The 16,623-nt window shown below is 62.7% G+C and carries 15 protein-coding genes; 3 read left to right on the forward strand and 12 right to left on the reverse strand.

Going from position 1 to position 16,623, the window contains the following annotated elements:
- Positions 1-10: 10 nt before the first annotated feature.
- The 7 genes from aroB to AC1DNF_RS06120 are packed head-to-tail and all read right to left on the reverse strand — an operon-like array spanning position 11 to position 6,800.
- The gene (gene aroB / locus AC1DNF_RS06090) at positions 11-1,111 is read right to left on the reverse strand and encodes a 3-dehydroquinate synthase (protein ID WP_478147650.1); all 1,101 of its coding nucleotides are present in this window, start codon (positions 1,109-1,111) and stop codon (positions 11-13) included.
- A gap of 36 nt (positions 1,112-1,147) precedes the next feature.
- Positions 1,148-1,693 (reverse strand): shikimate kinase, encoded by a 546-nt coding sequence (locus AC1DNF_RS06095; protein ID WP_478147651.1) that lies wholly within the window; start codon positions 1,691-1,693, stop codon positions 1,148-1,150.
- Between the two features lie 22 nt (positions 1,694-1,715).
- Positions 1,716-3,881, reverse strand: a complete 2,166-nt coding sequence (locus tag AC1DNF_RS06100) for a type IV pilus secretin PilQ (protein ID WP_478147652.1) — start codon at positions 3,879-3,881, stop codon at positions 1,716-1,718.
- The gene (locus AC1DNF_RS06105; protein ID WP_478147653.1) at positions 3,878-4,420 is read right to left on the reverse strand and encodes a pilus assembly protein PilP; all 543 of its coding nucleotides are present in this window, start codon (positions 4,418-4,420) and stop codon (positions 3,878-3,880) included. Before AC1DNF_RS06105 ends, AC1DNF_RS06100 begins: the two co-directional genes overlap by 4 nt.
- Complete coding sequence (locus AC1DNF_RS06110; RefSeq protein WP_478147654.1) at positions 4,417-5,094, reverse strand: type IV pilus inner membrane component PilO; 678 nt, start codon at positions 5,092-5,094, stop codon at positions 4,417-4,419. The genes AC1DNF_RS06105 and AC1DNF_RS06110 overlap by 4 nt, the downstream gene beginning before the upstream one ends.
- Positions 5,095-5,103: 9 nt before the next feature.
- Complete coding sequence (locus AC1DNF_RS06115) at positions 5,104-5,724, reverse strand: PilN domain-containing protein (protein ID WP_478147655.1); 621 nt, start codon at positions 5,722-5,724, stop codon at positions 5,104-5,106.
- On the reverse strand, positions 5,721-6,800 hold the full coding sequence (locus AC1DNF_RS06120; protein ID WP_478147656.1) for a pilus assembly protein PilM: 1,080 nt from the start codon (positions 6,798-6,800) through the stop codon (positions 5,721-5,723). Before AC1DNF_RS06120 ends, AC1DNF_RS06115 begins: the two co-directional genes overlap by 4 nt.
- A gap of 241 nt (positions 6,801-7,041) precedes the next feature.
- On the opposite strand from AC1DNF_RS06120, the gene AC1DNF_RS06125 reads away from it, so the two are divergent.
- Positions 7,042-9,447, forward strand: coding sequence for a penicillin-binding protein 1A (locus AC1DNF_RS06125; protein ID WP_478147657.1), 2,406 nt, complete (start codon positions 7,042-7,044; stop codon positions 9,445-9,447).
- On the opposite strand, the gene cyaY is transcribed toward AC1DNF_RS06125, so the two are convergent.
- The gene (cyaY, locus tag AC1DNF_RS06130) at positions 9,444-9,776 is read right to left on the reverse strand and encodes an iron donor protein CyaY (RefSeq protein ID WP_478147658.1); all 333 of its coding nucleotides are present in this window, start codon (positions 9,774-9,776) and stop codon (positions 9,444-9,446) included. The genes AC1DNF_RS06125 and cyaY overlap by 4 nt on opposite strands.
- A 12-nt stretch (positions 9,777-9,788) precedes the next feature.
- Between cyaY and lptM the strand changes: the two genes are divergently transcribed.
- Both lptM and lysA read left to right on the forward strand, forming a co-directional pair.
- Positions 9,789-10,085 carry an LPS translocon maturation chaperone LptM gene (gene lptM, locus AC1DNF_RS06135; RefSeq protein ID WP_478147659.1) on the forward strand — a complete coding sequence of 99 codons (297 nt, stop codon included), beginning with the start codon at positions 9,789-9,791 and terminating at the stop codon, positions 10,083-10,085.
- The gene (gene lysA, locus AC1DNF_RS06140) at positions 10,082-11,365 is read left to right on the forward strand and encodes a diaminopimelate decarboxylase (RefSeq protein WP_478147660.1); all 1,284 of its coding nucleotides are present in this window, start codon (positions 10,082-10,084) and stop codon (positions 11,363-11,365) included. The genes lptM and lysA overlap by 4 nt, the downstream gene beginning before the upstream one ends.
- Before the next feature lie 15 nt (positions 11,366-11,380).
- Here lysA and AC1DNF_RS06145 read toward each other — a convergent pair whose 3' ends face one another.
- From AC1DNF_RS06145 to AC1DNF_RS06160, 4 genes are all read right to left on the reverse strand, one after another.
- The gene (locus AC1DNF_RS06145) at positions 11,381-12,025 is read right to left on the reverse strand and encodes a protein-methionine-sulfoxide reductase heme-binding subunit MsrQ (protein ID WP_478147661.1); all 645 of its coding nucleotides are present in this window, start codon (positions 12,023-12,025) and stop codon (positions 11,381-11,383) included.
- A gap of 7 nt (positions 12,026-12,032) precedes the next feature.
- Complete coding sequence (gene msrP, locus AC1DNF_RS06150) at positions 12,033-13,043, reverse strand: protein-methionine-sulfoxide reductase catalytic subunit MsrP (RefSeq protein WP_478147662.1); 1,011 nt, start codon at positions 13,041-13,043, stop codon at positions 12,033-12,035.
- 123 nt (positions 13,044-13,166) lie between these two features.
- A complete protein-coding gene (gene ccsB / locus AC1DNF_RS06155; protein WP_478147663.1) occupies positions 13,167-14,483 on the reverse strand; it encodes a c-type cytochrome biogenesis protein CcsB in 1,317 nt (438 codons plus the stop codon).
- Positions 14,480-16,621 carry a cytochrome c biogenesis protein ResB gene (locus AC1DNF_RS06160; RefSeq protein ID WP_478147664.1) on the reverse strand — a complete coding sequence of 714 codons (2,142 nt, stop codon included), beginning with the start codon at positions 16,619-16,621 and terminating at the stop codon, positions 14,480-14,482. The genes ccsB and AC1DNF_RS06160 overlap by 4 nt, the downstream gene beginning before the upstream one ends.
- Positions 16,622-16,623: the final 2 nt, after the last annotated feature.

The following is a 16,623-nucleotide window of genomic DNA, read 5'->3' on the forward strand; positions in this document are numbered from 1 at the left end:
GACGAGCGGCTCAGGCCGCACTGCATTGAGCAAGCACATCACGCACCATGGCGCCGGGCGCGGTGCGCATGACGGCGGAGCCAGGCTTGTCGATCACCACGAAACGGATCTCGCCAGCCTCTGACTTCTTGTCGACGCGCATCAGCTCGAGGTATCGCTCTGCCCCGAGCGCCGGGCCGACAACCGGCAGCCCGGCCCGTTCGACCAGGGCCGTGAGCCGCCGCACGAAGGCGGCGTCAACCCCGCCGAGCCGTTGCGACAGATGCGCGGCCATGACCATCCCGCAACCAACCGCTTCGCCGTGCAGCCACGTGCCATAGCCCAGGCCCGACTCGATGGCATGCCCGAAGGTATGGCCAAAGTTGAGAATGGCGCGAAGGCCGGTTTCGCGTTCGTCCTGACCGACGACGGCGGCCTTGATCTCGCAACTGCGCTTGACCGCATGCGCCAGGGCCGCGGGCTCCTTCGCTACCAAGGCCTCGATGTTCGCCTCGATCCAGTCGAGGAAGTCCATGTCGTAGATCGGGCCGTACTTGATGATCTCGGCCAGCCCCGCGCTGAGTTCACGCGGCGGCAAGGTCGCCAACATCGCAAGATCGCAGAGGACGAGATGCGGTTGATAGAACGCGCCGATCATGTTCTTGCCGAGCGGATGATTGATCGCGGTCTTGCCGCCCACCGACGAGTCAACCTGCGCCAGCAGCGTGGTCGGCACCTGCACGAAGGGGACGCCGCGCATATAGCTCGCGGCGGCGAAGCCGGTCATGTCGCCGACGACGCCTCCACCCAGCGCGAACAACACGGTCTTGCGGTCGCAGCCGTGCCTGAGCAAGGCGTCGAAGACAAGGTTCAACGTCTGCCAATCCTTGTGCGCCTCTCCGTCGGGCAATTCGAGCACGTATACGGCGCGAAACCGCCCGGCCAGAGCCTCGCGCAATGCGGCCGCATAGAGAGGTCCAACCGTGGTGTTGGTAACAATCAAGGCCGAAGCAGCCGCTGGCACGGCCAGCAGGTTTTCAGGCGCGCTCAACAAGCCGACGCCGATGAGGATCGGATAGCTGCGCTCGCCGAGCTGGATTTCGACGCGTTCGGGAGGGACTGACAATCGCATGTGCCCGAGTTTAGGTGCACAAGGGGGCAGGCTGGCTCAGGCTGGCGGATCGATCTGGGCTTCGGGCGCGCTGATGCCGGCGAGTTCGAGTTGCATCACGATGATGTTGACCAGCATGGCAACCGTCGGCCGACCGGTCTCGACGACATCATGGGCAGTCTCGCGATAGAGCGCGTCACGTGCGTCATATAGCTCGCGCAACCGGCCCAGGGGATCGGCGACCTGAAGCAAGGGCCGCTTGACATCATGTCGGAGGCGCCGAAACAGATCCTCCGGCGAGGATCGCAGATAGATCACATGAAAATGAGCACGCAACCGGGTCCGGTTGGTCTCGCGCAGCACCGACCCGCCGCCCGTCGCAACCACCCCGCGGGGATTCGATGCCAGGTCGGCGATCACCGACTCTTCGATGTCCCGAAAGCTCGTCTCGCCTTCGCGTTCGAAATAGTCGCGGATCGAGCAGCCGATTCGCTCCTCGATCACGTGATCGCTGTCCACGAACGGAAACTGCAGGCGCTGCGCAAGGCGCCGGCCTACAGCGGATTTGCCGGCGCCGGGCAAGCCGACGAGTGCGACCGCCACGTCGTGATGCGAACGCCGCGCGTCAGCGCGCAGCGTTTCGGTCGGTAATCATCTTCGGGGTGATAAAGACGAGCATTTCAGTCTTGTTGGCAACGCGATTGCGCGTCCGGAACAGCGCCCCGAGATAGGGCACTTCACCGAGCACCGGTATGCGCGATTCATCGTTGGTTTCGGTGAGTTCGAAGATACCACCAATGACCACCGTGCCGCCGTTCTCGACCAGAACTTCTGTCTGGACATGCTTGGTGTTGATCGCGAACCCCGCCGTCGTTGCCTGACCAACGGTGTCCTTGTTGACGTCGAGCGTCAGGATGATGTTGCCTTCAGGCGTGATCTGCGGCGTGACCTCGAGCTTCAGATTGGCCTTGCGGAATGCAATCGAGGTTGCGCCGCTGGAAGTGGCCACCTGATAGGGCAATTCCGTGCCCTGCTCGATCAGGGCCTTGGTCTGGTCCGCAGTGACGACGCGCGGGCTCGACACCACCTTGCCCTTGCCGTCGGCTTCGAGCGCCGAAATCTCAAGATTGAGCATCCGCGACAAGCTCGCATTGAAGAGCGAAAGCGCGAAAGTCCCCGGCGCATTGCCGTTGCCGCTGACCCCGGTCGACGGCAGGTTCACGAAGTTGCCCAGCGTGAATTGCGGGAATGTCACGGTCGGACTGGTGCTGGTCGACGTGGTCGTTGCCACGCCACCTGTGAGCGTCGTGGTGCTCACTGTCCCGCCGCCCGTCACCGACGGAAAGGTTCCGATGCTGGAGCGGCTGTTGATGGAACCACCGCCCAGCTTGACGCCCAGCGATTTGCCGAAGGTGTCGGACGCTTCGACGATGCGTGCCTCGATCAGCACCTGCCGCACCGGGATGTCGAGCTTCTGGATGAGTTCGGCCACCTGGGTCAGACGCGAAGGAATGTCCGAGACGAAGAGCTGGTTGGTGCGCGATTCCGCGATCACGCTGCCCCGCGGGCTCAGGATGCGGGTCGTCGTGCCCGAACCGCCACCGCTGGAGGCACCGGTGCCGGTCAGGCCCTGCGCAATGGCAATGGCCTTCGTGTAGTTCAGCTGGAAGGACTGGGTGCGCAGAGGCTCCAGATTCTGGATGGCTGCCTGCGCCTCGAACTCAAGCTTTTCCTTGGCGTTGATCTCGTCCTTCGGCGCAATCCACAGCACGCTGCCGTTCTTGCGCATGCCGAGGTTCTTCGCCTGCATGATGATGTCGAGCGCCTGATCCCAGGGCACATCCTTCAGACGCAGCGTCAAGGCGCCAGTCACCGAGTCGGAGGTCACGATGTTGAAGTTCGTGAAATCGGCGATCACCTGCAGCAGCGAGCGAATCTCGATGTTCTGGAAGTTCAGGGACAGCTTCTCGCCGTTGTACCCGACGCCCTGGGTGAGCTTGGTCGGGTCGATCTTGCGAGGACGCACCTCGACGACGAACTGGTTTTCGCTCTGGTAGGCGCTGTGCTCCCAGTCGCCCTTGGGCTCGATGGTCATGCGCACACGATCGCCGACCTGCTGCGTCGTTACCAACTGGACGGGAGTGCCGAAATCAGAGACGTCGAGGCGACGACGCAAGCCTTCGGGCAAGGTCGACTTGGTGAACTCCACAACAAGGTTCTTCCCTTGCTGGCGGATATCGACGCCGACCTGGTTGTTGGCCAGGTCGACGATCACGCGGCCGGTCCCGTCGGATCCCAGGCGGAAATCGACATCCCGCAACGGCAGGGTGTCGCGGTTGCGATTCTCTGCAAACGCGGAGGGCGTGGAGGCCACCAACGCGGCGCCAGGGACAGGCTCTAACGACACCAGAAGGGACTTGCCCTGGATTTCCGTCTTGTACGACGTCGCCTGCTTGAGATTCAGAACCAGGCGCGTGCGATCACCCGCTTGTACGACATTCACCGATCGAAGATTGCCCTGGTTGACCTCGATCGCAGAACGTCCGATGGCATTCGTCACGCCCGGGAAGTCGAGTGCGATACGCGCTGGCGTCTGAATCGCGAAGCCAGTCGGCGCCGCGGTGAGGGGCTGCGTCAGGTCGACACGAATGACCTCCGCGCCGGACTGCATCGAACTCGTGACCGACTCGATTGCGTTCTGCGCATGAACAATGGCGGCCGCAGTGAGCGCACACAGGGCTACCCCGGTAGAGCGCAGCCACTGCGCGAGCATTGATTTGTATTGATTCATTTCGTCGGCCTCTCTTGCAACTGCAGCGTCGCCACGCGTTCGATCCACTCACCGGCGGCGTCCTGCACGATTTCACGCAAGGCGAGTTCGGTTTCACTGATACGGGTAATGCGCCCGTAGTTGAGTCCCAGGTAGTTGCCCACCCGTACCTGATAGAGCAACTTGTCCACACTGATCAGCGCCACCGGCTGTCCGTTTCGATTCATGCTGCCAACCATCGCCATCGAATCGAGCGGGAAGGCCTCGAGGGCCTCCTTGCGACGGGAAAGTTCGGGCGCGATGAGCCCGGAGGTACTTGGCTGGCTGGAGTCACGACGCAAGGCCTGCGTCAGCTTCTGAACATTGAACGGCTCGAACGCCGCGCCCTCGGTGTATGCCTGAGGGACAAACTTCTTCGGCGCGCTGATCGGCGGCACCGTCGGCCTGACCTGGGCCTTCTGATCGGCCATCCACTTTTGCAGGTCCTCCTGCTCAGAGCCCATGCAACCGCTCAGACCGACCACAGCGAAGCTGAGCCAGAGAAATCTGGGCATTGTCATTTCTTGTTCGCCTTCGCCGCAGCGGCCCGCTTCTGCATTGCTTGCTCCTCCTCGTCCAGATAGCGGAAGGTGCGCGCAGTGGCATCCATGACCAGCCCTCCATCCTTCTGCGGCGTGATGGAGATATTGTTCAAGGTCACGATCCGGGAAAGATTCGCCACATCCGCGGCGAATGCACCCATGTCGTGATAGCGCCCCGTCACGCGTACCGCGATCGGCAGTTCGGCGTAGTAGTCCTTGACATTGATCTGGCCCGGCCGGAACAGCTCGAACTGGAGGCTGCGGCCCAGCCCGGCCTGATTGATGTCGGAAAGCAGCGCATCCATTTCCGCCTTGCTCGGCAGTTGCTTTTCCAGCAGCGTCACATACTGCTGCACCTGCTCGCGCTGCTTCTTGAGCAGTTCGAGGTTGGCGGCTTGCGCCACCTTCTTCTGGTAGTCGGCCCTGAGCGTCACTTCCGTGGCACGCTCTGCATCGAGTTGGTCGTTCGAATTGGTGAGCCACGCGAACCACAACCCCGCCAGAACGACTGCCGTGACGACGACGCACAAGGCGTAGCGCGGCACAGGTGGCCAGACTGATGGATCGTTGGGATTGAGGCCTCGGAATTGATCGCCGAAACTCCGCATGGCCGCAGCGAAATCAATACTCGGGGAAGCGCGTTTTGTTGCCATGATGAACGCCTAGCCCTTGGTTGCGGTCGGCGCCGGCACGGTCGTGCCGGGAGCGGCCTTCTGCACGTCCGTTGGCCGCCTGAGACCAATACGCATCGTGAAGTTCGCAACACGTCGCTGATCGCGGGCGCTCAGGCTGACGGAACCCGAAGTGATTTCCACCAGCTCGGGTTTGATCAACCAGGGGCTGTTGTTGCCAAGATTTCGAAGCAATTCCGACACGCGCTCGTTGGACTGCGCCATGCCCTGCAGCGTGACCGTCTGGTTGTCTTGCTTCATGCTCGTCAGGTAGACGCCGTCGGGGAGTTGCCGGACGAGTTCGTTGAGCAGGTGCACGGGCAGATTGCGATCGCCCTGCAGATCCTCGACCGCTTGCTGCCGCGCCCGCAACGCCGCGATTTCGGACTGCAGGGTCGAGATTTCCTTGATCTCGGATTCCAGCTTGGCGATCTCCGTCTTCAACATGCCATTCTTCGCTTGCTGACTGGAAATCTGAGCCTCGAACCAGAGAAAGGCAGCGCCGGCGATGACGCCACCCATGACAGCGGCGATGCCCAGCGTTGCATAGAAAGTCTCACGCCGACGCTTGCGCGCGGCTTCCCTGTGCGGGAGCAGGTTGATCAGGATCACTGCAGAAACCTCCGCATCGCCAATCCGCACGATGTCAGGTAGGACGGCGCTTCACGCCGGACCTTCTTCTCTCGAATTCCGCTGCCGATTTCCATGCCGTCGAAGGGATTCACGAGGGAACAGGCAAACGACGTTTGCCGCGTGACTGCACTCGTCAGGCCGGGCAGAGCGGCCGACCCACCCGCCAGCAACACATAGTCGACGCGATTGTGCGGCGTGCTGGTGAAGAAGAACTGCAGCGCTCTCGCAATTTCCTGGGCAATGCTGGCAACGAAAGGCTTCAGCACGCCAGACCCGTAGTCGTCAGGCAGATCACCACTTCGCTTCTTCGTCTCGGCCTCCTCCGCCGAAAATCCGTACTGGCGAACGATCAATTGGGTGAGTTGGGCTCCTCCAAATGCTTGATCGCGGTCGTAGAGCACCTCCTGATTGCGCAGGACCTGCATGCTTGTCGTGAACGCGCCCACTTCGAACAGCGCAACCACCGCGTCGCGACCTTGTCCGGGCAACTGCTCGATCAGCCGGGCCGTGGCGAGCCGCGATGCATAGGATTCGACATCGAGGATCACCGCCTTAAGGCCCGCGGCCTCCGCCAAGCCTTGGCGATCCTGTACCTTCTCCTTGCGCGACGCGGCAATGAGAACCTCGACATCGCCTGCTGAATTGGCTGCCTGGCCGATCACGCAGAAGTCGAGGCTGACTTCGTCCAACGAAAAGGGAATGTACTGATTTGCCTCGGACTCGACTTGGATTTCGAGTTCCTGCTCGCTCATGCCGCCCGGCAGAATGATCTTCTTGGTGATGACGGCAGACGGCGGCAAGGCCAACGCCGCGTTCTTCGTGCGCGTTCCGCTCTTGCGAACGACCCGTCGAACGGCCTCCGCGACTTCGTCGAACTTCTCGACGTTGCCGTCGGTGATCCATCCACGCTCGAGAGGCTCGATCGCACAGCGCTCGAGCACCAACCTGCCGCTCGCGTCACGGCCCAGCTCGACCAGCTTGACGCTGGACGAACTGACGTCCAACCCGAGCAACGGCGCGGGCTGACGGCGAAACAACGATCCCAGAGCAGTCAAGTTCGATCCCATCCGTTTGTAACGATTGGAAAAATATGCATGTGGTTGCATGCTAGCAGCAAGGCGCAAGCCAAACCAAGCGGCTCATCCCCAGCCAAGGGCCAATCGTTGTCAAAAGTCGACGTAAGAGTTCCGATATGCAACTTGCGTCACAAATTAGAGTACTTGGGGCTTAAGTGCTACGACAGGCCGGCACTACGCAACCTCGTTTTTATAATGTACGTTGACTCCTAGAGCCTCAATGCCCGAAACCTCTCGCCCCAACGGGCAAACCAAATCGCCCCCTCCCTCCAAGCGCCCTGCTTGGCTGACATGGCTGATACGTATCGTCCTCTGGGCGCTGGGAATTGCGGCGGCCGGGGCATTGGCCCTCGTCTGCATCATCGCCGTTGCCTTGGCCGTCGCCTATCCGAACTTGCCGGATATTTCCGAATTGGCTGATTACCGACCCAAATTGCCGCTGCGCGTTTTTTCCGCAGAGGGCATCCTGATCGGTGAGTTTGGCGAGGAGCGCCGCAATCTCACACCGATCGCGACCATCCCCAAGGTCATGAAGGATGCTGTTCTGGCCGCCGAAGACGCCCGCTTCTACGAGCATGGCGGAGTCGACTACAAGGGGATGCTGCGCGCCGGATTGGCCAACATGAACCGGGTCAAGAGTCAGGGCGCATCGACCATCACGATGCAGGTGGCGCGAAACGTCTACCTGAGTTCCGAAAAGACCCTCACGCGCAAGATCTACGAGGTTCTCCTGACCTTCAAACTGGAGCACTTGCTCAGCAAGGACCAGATCTTCGAGATCTATCTGAACCAGATCTACCTCGGCAACCGAGCCTATGGATTCGCTGCGGCGTCAGAAGCCTATTTCGGCAAGCCGCTCGCGGACATCACGATTGCGCAGGCCGCGATGCTGGCGGGTCTGCCGAAGGCACCGGGCGCCAACAACCCCGTCAACAATCCTGCGCGCGCCCGGGGCCGACAGCTCTACGTGATCGACCGCATGCAGGAGGCCGGGTTCATCACGGCGGAGCAAGCCTCGGAAGCGAAGAAGGAAGAGCTTCATCTGCGAGACGCTGCCGATCCGACGCGCCTGCATGCCGAATACGTGGCGGAAACGGTGCGCCAGCTGATGTACGCGCAGTACGGCGACAGCACCTACACGCGCGGCCTCAAGGTCTACACCACGCTTGTCGCGGCCGACCAGGCAGCGGCGTACAAGGCCTTGCGCAAGGGCATCATGGACTTCGAGCGCCGGCAGATCTATCGCGGCCCCGAGAAGTTTGTCGATCTGCCCGCCAACCCCAAGGATCTCGACGAAGCGGTGGACGATGCGCTTGCCGACCACCCGGACAACGGTGATGTGATGGCAGCGGTCGTGCTCAAGGCCAATGCGAAGGAAGTCACCGCCATTCGCGGTAACGGCGAGACCTTGCAGATCGTTGGCGAAGGCCTTCGGCCAGCGCAGTCCGGGCTGTCCGACAAGGCGCCGCCCAACATCAAGATCCGGCCCGGTGCCGTGATCCGGGTCGCGAGGACGCCGAAGGGCGGCCTGGAAATCACCCAGTTGCCCGAAGTCGAAGGCGCGTTCGTGGCGCTCGACCCGCGCGACGGCGCCGTCAAGGCCATGGTCGGCGGCTTCGATTTCGACAAGAACAAGTTCAATCACGTGACGCAGGCCTGGCGCCAGCCCGGCTCGAGCTTCAAACCGTTCATCTATTCGGCGGCATTGGAAAAGGGCTTCACGCCCGCCACCGTCATCAACGATGCGCCGCTCTTCTTCGACGCGGCCACGACAGGCGGACAGCCATGGGAGCCGAAGAACTATGACGGTGGCTTCGAAGGGCCGATGTCGATGCGGCGCGCCCTGGCCAAGTCCAAGAATCTGGTGTCGATCCGTATCCTGCAATCCATCGGCACCCGCTATGCGCAGGACTGGATCACCAATTTCGGCTTCGATCGCGAGAGGCACCCGGCATACCTGCCGATGGCACTGGGTGCCGGCTCCGTCACGCCGATGCAGATGGCGACGGCCTATTCGGTGTTTGCCAATGGCGGCTATCGTGTCACGCCCTACTTGGTCACGCGCGTGACCGATCACAAGGACAAGGTCCTCGTCGAGCCGCAGCCGCCCCTCCTGAATGAAACCGCGCGCGCAATCCCTCAGCGCAACGCCTACATCATGGACAGTCTGTTGCAGGAAGTGGCGCGCACTGGCACAGCCGCCAAGGCTCAGGCGATGCTGAAGCGGCCGGACATCTACGGCAAGACCGGTACGACGAATGACTCGTTGGATGCATGGTTCGCCGGCTTCCAGCCGACGATGACCGCGGTCGCCTGGATGGGCTACGACACGCCGCGCAAGCTCGGCGATCGCGAAACCGGCGGCGGGCTGAGCCTGCCGATATGGGTTGCCTACATGGAAACCGCGATCAAGGGAGTACCGGTGGCCGAGATCCCCGTACCCGCAGGCGTCGTCAACGTCGGCGGCGAGGTGTACTACGACGACTACGCGCCTGGACGCGGCGTTGCCAGCCTTGGCCTCGATTCATCGCCGCCGCAGCCTGTCGAGGCGATCACCGGCGTACCCATCAGTCCGACGCCGCCGCCGGAAGAGCGCAGCAAGATCCTCGACCTCTTCCGCAACTAGTCAGCCGCGAACGCCAAGGCCTGTCCCGCCTGGGCCGTCGCTTCGCGCGACAGGTTGAGGAAGAACTCTTCGCCGGTCTTCGTGTCCACCCAGCCCTGGCCGTCATATCGGTAGTGGTAGCCGCCGGAGCGCGCCGCAAGCCAGATCTCGTGCAGCGGCGGCTGCAGGTTGACGATCAACTGACTGCCGTTGCGAAAGCTGATCGTGATCATGCCGCCCACGCGCTGATTGTCGATATCGACGTCGGTCGCGTCGTTGATACGGTCGCACGCCCGTTCGATCGCTGCAAGCGCCGCTTCCGCACGGTCCATGTACTCTGGGTCGGTCATTACAATTTCACCATGTTGAATGTTCGCCAAATTCTAGTGAGCGCCGTTGGCCTCGCGCTCGTAGGGGTCGGTTTGACCGCATGCGGCCTGAAGGGTCCGCTGCGTTTACCGACCGAACCCGCCGCGAGAAATCGCGCGACTCTGCCCGAGTTGCTGACGCCAGGATCGAACCGGACGGATCCCCCCACCCCGGCGCCGGCCTCGACCAGCGCGCCGTCACCGACTCCGACTCCGACTCCGACTCCGACTCCGACTCCGACTCCGGCAGCAACCAGCGATGCGCCCGCAGCGACAGGAGGGATGAAGTGACGACCTCCGCGATCCTCCCTGGCCACCCCCACATCGCACGCAAGGACGGCGAGTTGCGCGTCGAAGGACTGTCGCTCTCGGCATTGGCGCATGAATACGGCACGCCCCTGTTCGTCTATTCGAAGCAATGGATGCTCGATGCTCTGGGCGCCTATCAGCGTGGGTTCGAGGGCCGCGACGCCATGGTCTGCTATGCGATCAAGGCGAACTCCTCGCTCGGCGTGCTGCGCGTCTTCGCGGAGGCGGGATGCGGGTTCGACATCGTGTCTGGCGGTGAACTCACGCGCGTCCTGCTCGCCGGAGCCGACCCTTCAAAGGTGATCTTCTCCGGCGTCGGCAAGACCCGCGCCGAGATGCGACAGGCGCTTGCCGCCGGCATCGGATGCTTCAACGTCGAAAGCGAAGCCGAGATCGACGTACTCAACGCCGTCGCAATCGAAGAGGGCCGGCGTGCGGCAATCAGTGTCCGCATCAATCCCAACGTCGACCCCAAGACACATCCGTACATCTCGACCGGCCTCAAGGGCAACAAGTTCGGCGTGGCGCACGATCGGGCAGTCGCCATCTACCAGCATGCCGCATCACTCGAAGGCCTGCAGGTCATCGGCATCGACTGCCACATCGGCTCCCAGATCACCGAGGCGTCTCCCTACCTAGAGGCATTGGAGCGTGTGCTCGACCTGGTCGAGGCGATCGAGAAGGCCGGGATTCCATTGCACCATCTCGACTTCGGCGGCGGCCTAGGCATCGACTACAACGGCGACACCCCACCCAAGGCGGATGTGCTCTGGTGGCAGCTGCTCGATCGCCTCGATGCCCGAGGCTTCGGCCAGCGCAGGCTCATCGTCGAGCCCGGCCGCTCCCTGATCGGCAATGCGGGCGTGTGCGTGACCGAGGTGCTGTACACCAAGCCGGGCGAAGACAAGAACTTCTGCATCGTCGATGCGGCGATGAATGATCTTCCCCGGCCGGCCATGTACCAGGCCTTTCACCAGATCGTCCCCGTGGCCGCAACTCACGGCCAGACCGTGAGCTACGACGTGGTCGGGCCGATCTGCGAGAGCGGCGACTGGATCGGCCGCGACCGAGCCCTGGATGTGCGGGCCGGAGACCTGCTCGCCGTACTCTCGGCCGGTGCGTACTGCATGGCCATGGCGAGCAACTACAACACCCGCGACCGGGCCGCAGAAGTGCTCGTGAGCGGCGAGCGTGCCACGCTCATCCGTCGCCGCGAAACCATCGACGACCAGCTGCGCAGCGAGCGATTCAGCAACGACTGAACCCGTGTGACGCGCTCACTTCGTGAGTTGCGTCCGCACGGCGCGCGCGGGCTGCAGGCCCTTCTTCTTGCCCGCGGAGTTCCAGATGCGCCATCCAAGGAGCACAGCGATGATCGCGGCATAGAGGAACACCTCCGCGAAGTTGTTCTTGCCCGCACGCATCCAGAAGAAGTGCAGCAAGCCCAGGCCGGCGATCACGTAGACGAGCTTGTGGAGCATCTGCCAGCGCTTCGCCCCCAGCGCCTTGATGGCGCGATTGAACGAAGTCGCGGCAAGGGGCGTGAGCAGCACGAATGCAGAGAAGCCCACCAGGATGAATGGCCGTTTGGCAATGTCCTTGGCGATTTCCGCGATGTCGAAGTCCATGTCGAACCAGCTGTAGCTCAGCAAGTGGACGACCACATAGAAATAGGCGAACAAGCCAAGCATCCTGCGATAGCGCGCGAGCGCATTGGTGTTGCTGATCACCCGCAACGGCGTGACGGCGAGGACGATGCAGATGAAGCGCAGCGTCCAGTCACCGGTCGAACGGATCAGATACTCCGCCGGGTTGGCGCCCAGGCCGTCGGTGAATGCGCCGTAGACCAGCCATGCAAACGGCAGCAGGCACAGCACGAACACCACCGGCTTGACGGCCGGGTGCATCAGGAACTTGTTCACGACGGGCTCAGTAGTTCTTCTTCAAGTCCATGCCCGCATAGAGCTGGCCGACCTGCGCTTCGTAGCCGTTGAACATCAAGGTCTTGGCGCGCTTGGCGAACAAGCCGCCGCCATCGCCGATGCGGCGCTCCGTCGCCTGGCTCCAGCGCGGATGGTCGACGTTCGGATTCACGTTGGAATAGAACCCGTACTCCTGCGCGGCAGCCTTGTTCCAGGCAGTACCCGGCTCCTTCTCCACGAAGCGGATCTTGACGATCGATTTGGCACTCTTGAAGCCGTACTTCCACGGCACCACGACGCGCACCGGCGCGCCGTTCTGATTGGGCAGGACCTCGCCGTACATCCCGAATGTCAGCAGCGTGAGCGGATGCATGGCCTCGTCCATGCGCAGACCTTCGGTGTAGGGCCAGTCGAGGATGCGCGAACCGACGAAGGGCATGGTCTTGGGATCCGCCAGCGTCACGAACTCCACGTACTTGGCGCTGCCCTGTGGCTCGACCTTCTTGATGAGTTCGGATAGCGAATAGCCCACCCACGGGATGACCATCGACCAGCCTTCGACGCAACGCAGCCTGTAGATGCGCTCTTCCTGCGCGCTGAGCTTGATCAGGTCTTCGATGCCGTACTTGCCCGGCTTCTTGACCAGACCCTCCACCTCGACGGTCCATGGGCTGGTCTTCAGCGTGCCCGCATTCTTGACCGGGTCTCCCTTGTCGGTACCGAATTCATAGTAGTTGTTGTAGCTGGTGGCGTCCTTATATTCGGTGAGCTTCTCCATGGTCTGCGCACCAGGAACCGCGGACTTGGCTCCCTTCAACGGCGCCAGCTTGCCAGGTGCGGCGGCCTGGGCCTGGGCGTCACGCGCCGCCCACGAAGCCATCGCCGCACCCGCGACGCCGCTGGCAAGCAATTTGAGCATGTCGCGGCGGCCTTCGTAGGCGGCGCGCGGCGTGATCTCGCTCGAAAGGGGGTGAAGGAAGCCACTCTTAAAGAGATGCTGGCGGGAATGAATCGACATGGTTCTTGCCTTTCGCCTGGATGCGTTGCTCAGATGAGTTCGTCGCCAACGCTGATTCGGTTACGCACCAGGAACGCGTGCGGTTTCAATATTCCCGCAACCACCCCACCAGAAAACCCGAAGCTACAAGGTTCCGTAGCTGTGCAACCCGCTCAGGAACATGTTGACGCCAAGAAAAGCGAAGGTGGTCACGGCCAGACCACCAAGGGCCCACCACGCAGCCACGGTGCCCCGCAGGCCCTTGACGAGCCGCATGTGCAGCCAGGCCGCATAGTTGAGCCAGACGATGAGCGCCCAGGTTTCCTTGGGGTCCCAGCTCCAGTAGCCGCCCCAGGCATCAGCAGCCCAGAGGGCGCCGAGAACGGTCGCGATGGTGAAGAATGCGAAGCCCACCGTGATGGACTTGTACATCACATCGTCCAGAACCTCATTGGCGGGCAGGCGCGCGGCGATGCGCTTGCGCCCCAGCAGGATACCCGCCGCAATCAGCGCCGAAATCCCCGCATAGACGACCCAGTAGCTCCCGCCTGCTTCCTGCACGCGCTGGCGGAAGGCCACCGGCACAAAGCACAGCGCTATGCCCAACAGCCACATCGGCGTGAGCTTGTACCAGCGCGTCTCGGTCGCCTGCTCCTTGATGAGGTAGGCAAAGGCGACCATCGCCGCGAGCGAGAAGGTGCCGTAACCGATGAAGTTCGCGGGCACATGCAGCTTCATCCACCAGCTTTGCAAGGCGGGCACCAACGGCTGGATCTCCTGGGCGTCGCGCACCAAGGTGTACCAGAGCAGGAAGCCGACCGCGGCGCTGACCATCAGCATCACGAAGGCGCCGAGGGCACGCGTGCCGTAGCGCGATTCGAAATAGAGATAGAAGGTGGTGGTCAGCCAGCTGAAGAGGACGAAGACTTCGTAGAGATTGCTGACGGGGATGTGCCCGATATCGGGTCCGAGCAGGTGGCTTTCATACCAGCGAACCATCGTGCCGATGAGTGCCATCGTGACGGCCGCCCAGGCAAGCCGCGAGCCGATGAGGTCCATGGCGTCGGCCTGCTTGCCGCCGAAGAAGCCGAACCAGTAGAACAGCGTGCTCATGAAGATGAGCACGCTCATCCAGAGAATGGCTGACTGGCTCGACAGGAAGTACTTCAGCTGGAAGACAGTGTCGGCGCGCGCCAGATCACCCTGGTAGGAAGCGATCCCGAGCAAGGCCGCGCAGGCAACGACGATCGCCAGCACGCGCAGGGGCCGCCAGAACCAGCCGAGCCAGATCGCCGCGGGCATTGCCACCGTGAGGATGGTCTTCTCGTAGTAGTCCATCGACCCCGCATAGCGCGAGAAGGCGAAGACCCCTCCGGCCAGAACGAGCACGGCGAACACCCAATCGAAGGTATTGCGACGCTGGCGCCAGCTGTCGTTGAGCGTGAGGGTGGTGGTGTTCATGAGGCCCTATCCTTGCTGATGGCGAGCAACTTGTCTTTCAGGTGCTCGAATTCGCGGTCGCTGTCGATGGTCTTGCGATTGACCGAGAAGGCCATGGTGGCTGCGGTGCTGTCGGAGAGACTGTCGTCCTTCGCGAGCCAGATCCAAAGCCTGCGTTCACGCACGTAGAGCATTGCAAAAATGCCTGTGATCAGCAACAGGCAGCCGAGATAGACCACGCTCTTGCCAGGCGCTCGCGCAACCTGGAACACGCTGGCCTGGACCTGCTTGAAGTCCGTCAGCATCATGGCCACTGGCGCGGGGTAGAAATGGGCGTCGCTGATGGCGAGCACCGCCTGGGTAAGGAAGCCCTGTGATTTCTCGTCGGCGGGCAGATCAGCCAGGCCTGCCTTTTCGCGGCTCAGGTTCAGCACATCGAACAGCACATCGTTGAGGATGCGCACCAGAACCGCCCCGGCGCGCTCGCGTTCGGACTCGGGCACGTTCGCCTCCATGAACTCGGCGATGGCCTGCCAGCCGCCCGCGGTCACCGCATCGGCCTTGGCGCGCTCGGTGCCGGCGAACAGCGCGAGCGCGCGCGTGGCGGAAGTGCGCAGCTGGTCGGCCAATTGCGGCCGCAAGGGGTCAGCGGCGCGCGCGATATAGCGCTCGATGGCTTGCGCACGTATTGCGTCGTCGGCCAGGGCCGCGCGCATGCGCACGAATCCTTCCATCGACCCCTGGTCATCGGCGGGAACACGCAGATAGCGGAAGGGATCTTCCGGACGTTCCCGCACCCCCAGCAGGAAGACCGGCTGCCCGTCTCCCATGTCGACCGGGACCATGTAGTTCTGATATTCGCGCGCCTGTCCCGCCGCATCGCGCAGCTTGTAGCCGATGCTGGGGCCGATGTTGCGCAGCGTCTTCGGCTTGTCGGTCTTGTTGGCCGCACCCAGCCGCGACTCGAGCCCGGCGCGCAGGTCGACCTTGCGCACGTCGGCACCGCTGCTCATTGCGCCTTTGCCCTCGTCGCCGAAGTTCTCGACGTTGATCACGCGCAGCGCGGAGTATTCGAGTGTGAGCCGCTGCGAGCCGTTGGTGATTTCCGAGCTGCCGCCGATGGTGCCGTCGAGCTCGAAGGGCTTCGCCGCCGAGGCCATCGGAACAGCCTTCAGCTTCACGCTGGAGCCGCCGTCATCGAAGCTCGACTGGTAGATTTCGACGCCCCTGTAGCTGAACGGATGATTCACCTCGATGCGCGCCGGAATCTCCTTGCCGGTTTCCCGATCGTGCAGCACCACTTCGCTCGCGAACAGCTTGGGCATGCCGGTCGAGTAGTAGTCGACGATGAACTTCTTGAGTTCGATCGAGAACGGCAGATCCTGCAGCAGCACGCCATCGGCCTGGTTCAGTATCGCGACGCTCGATTGTCCGCCTTCGGGCACCAGGATGTTGCCGCGAAAGGTCGGGTTGTTCGGCGACAGCCGATACTGTGCCGGGACGTCCGCAATCATCCCACCCCCGGTGTAGATGCTCTTGCCGTTGAACCAGGTCTGGGCGCGCACCACCAGGTCGCCGTCCAGCAGGCCGCCGAGGCAGACCAGCACGATCGCGCTGTGCGCCGCGATGTATCCGAGCTTGTGAGCCCCTCCCGCGCGCGCCGCCACCATCCACCCGTCACCGTCGCGATGCTGGAGCTTGACCTTCCAGCCGCCGGTCGCCAGCAACTGGCCGATGCGATTGGCGGCGGTATCGGGCCTTTCATGGAGCACGGCTTCGGCGCGCTGCCCAAAAGCACGCAGGCTCTGCACCCGTATGCCTTCCTTGAAGGTCTTCAGGTCGCTGAAGATGCGCGGCGTGTTGCGCGCGATGCACAGCGACGTGCTGATCACGAGAAAGCCGAGGATCAGCAGAAACCACCAGGCGCTATAGATCGAATCGAGCCGGGCCGCGCGAAACACCTCCGCCCAGAACGGCCCGAACTGGTTGATGTAGTTGTTGATCGGCTCGTGCTGCTTCAGCACGGTCCCGATGATCGAGGCAATGCAGATGACCGTGAGCAACGCGATGGCGAACCGCATTGATGAAAACAGCTCCACCGCCGCGCGGACCACCTGGGGACCGCGCCGGACTCGAAGACCGTGAGTGGAAACTGACATGA

The organism is Variovorax sp. 01T432 (assembly GCF_056398605.1).